2 protein-coding genes are annotated in these 2,548 nt (G+C 27.2%); both read right to left on the bottom strand.

Annotated features, from left to right (window positions below):
• Window positions 1-1,655: DUF927 domain-containing protein (locus tag J7G74_RS09095; protein ID WP_297134395.1), on the bottom strand; the 1,655-nt coding region annotated here is incomplete at its 3' end.
• A gap of 163 nt (window positions 1,656-1,818) precedes the next feature.
• Entirely contained in the window at window positions 1,819-2,445 is a 627-nt protein-coding gene (locus tag J7G74_RS09090) for a hypothetical protein (RefSeq protein WP_297134392.1), read from the bottom strand.
• Window positions 2,446-2,548 lie beyond the last annotated feature (103 nt).

Here is a 2,548-nt window from a genome sequence, read left to right as displayed (position 1 = left end):
TTTAGTTCTTTTAGAACTATCTTTCTATCCTCGTATCCTCCTTCTTTTATCATTAGTTCAAAAGAAAGTTGCTCCATTTGAAGTTCTGTATAGTCTTCCTTCTCTGTGATTTTTCCTAATATCTCTTGTGAGTTAGATTTTGATTTTCCATCAAACTTATTTCTATACCTATCTACATACTGTTTTATAAAGTCCATTACTACTTTATTGAAGTTTCTATACTTTATTGATTCTCTTTCTATACTAACTATCATGTCTACTATCCCTCCTATATCTAGTTCTATATCTAATAACTCTTCTATGATAAATGCAGTTTGTATGATAATAGCAAACTTGCTACATCTTCTCATTGACATATCATCATAGACATTTCTTTTACGAAGTTCATTGTATAGATTAATTTTTTCTTGATTGTAATTTTTAATTACTTCATTTTTGTTTTGATCTAATAAATACTGTGCAAATTCTATTGCTAAATGACCATAGTTATTTAAAATAACATGATTTATAGCTTCTGCATGTTCTGGACTTTTAGTCCAATTAAAGTTTTCTGCTTCTATTACTCTAACTTGTAATCCTGCATTATTATTAGAGGATCTAGTTATAGACTTTTCACCATTAGATAATATTGTTGTCAACCAAGATTCCTTTTCCATTAGTTCAGAGTCTTTGTTTAAACGTTCCTTGTCAGCTCCATTTGCTAAACTATATACAAATCTAGTAAAGTTGCTATTATCCGACATAGATATCTCATCTAAAGCATATGGTACTCCTTTTAAACCTCCTAGTTTTTTTATTAAGGCATTATTTGTTCCATTGTAAGTTCCATATAGACCTCCTTTAGAACCTGGATAACCAAAACATGATATAGCTAATTTTAAAGCTGTTGATTTTCCAGTAGTTGAGTTTCCAACAAGATGTATTATATTAGAGTCTAATCCTAAATCTTCACCTATATATCCTAAAAAAATTGATGATACTCCACTTAATAATGCAAATTCTAATTCTACATTACCTACAACATGATTTTGTATCATTTTAATGTATTCATCATATGATCCCTTTGGCTTAACATCATATGTACCTACATATGTTGAATTTATTCCTATTGCTTCATGTAGTTTGTATATTGTCTTTCCATCATACTCCATGAATCCTAACTTGGAATGAATATATCTCTTAATAATAGAGTCCTCACATTCTCTTATACATTCCACTACATGTCTTCCATTACTTTTAACTATATCACCTCCTTTATTTTGTAATTTCATTAGATTACGTTCCACTAAACAGTCATGTCGGTTAAGTAATTCTGTTTCCATTTTTCTTACTGTCATGAACTCTAACAGAATCTTTTCTGTTTTGTCATCTATGTTATAATGGTTTTCTTTAGCCCATACATGCCTTCCAAGTTTTATATTTCCAAGTTTATCCGATGATTTCACATATAGCTTTTCTCCATCACTATAGTAGTTTTTAGTTTCATATTTATTTCTTTTTACTTTTTCATCCATTTCTTCCTTTATTGCTTCTATTTCTTGATTAAATTCACATGAACTTCTTTCTACTGACTCATGTATTACTTCTTTATCTAGTGTTTTAGATCTGTTTACTAGTATTCCTTCTCCTAGTCTTTTTCTATGTTTAATTGCCATATTTAGATTCCTCCTAAATGATATTTTTTAGTCACCTCGTAGGTCTATAACTATAGTACTATACTCACCTAAGTCTAAAATATGGTAAAAAAATAGCCATAAGATCAGAGAATTTACCATTTACTTATTCCCTAATCTTATGGTATAATTTTAATTTTAAAACTTATTTTGGAAGGATAAGATTATCCATTATTGTTTTATCAATTTCTAACCGTTGGCTTCTTAAATACTCTTTTATTTCTTTCATTTTTTCCACTTTTTCTTCATATGGATATCCTTGAATAGACATTTTTATTCTTCTTAATTCTTTTTCTAATTCATCTAATAAGTAATCATATTCCTCTGAATTCAGATTAATTATCATATTTTCGATTGCAAATTCTAAATGACTTTCTTGTTCCCTAAAAAATTCTAGTAAAAGCTCTAAAATTATCATTAGCTCTTCTTTTGTAAATTCATATTTATCACTTGGCAAAGTCATTATTGTTTCATTTATTTTTTTATTTTTAAATTCAGTTGGTATAATTAATGTTTTTTCTTTTCTTTCTATTTTTTTAGATATTCTAGATTGTTTATTCATCAGAGACTTTATATTATCATCGTCATACATTAATTTATAAATTTCTATATATTGATTTTTATTTGAGTCTGTAATTTCATACTTCCCAAATATACCATTCAATGTTCTCTGTATATTACGTATAGATTCTTTTTCGCTTTCCCAGTAATAATCGTCTTCATTTGATCCAGTTACTTCTTTTGTTATTTCACTTAATGTATACTTTTTCACTATATTCCCTTCTTTCTATTTTTTAATATTGTCAAAAAAATAAGGCTAACTTAACTAACCTTATTTTATTATATTTTATACCAACATAGATTTACTAGAAATC

Source organism: Terrisporobacter sp. (assembly GCF_017888745.1).
Taxonomy (GTDB): Bacteria; Bacillota; Clostridia; order Peptostreptococcales; family Peptostreptococcaceae; genus Terrisporobacter.
This window is presented reverse-complemented; position numbering and strand designations above follow the sequence as displayed.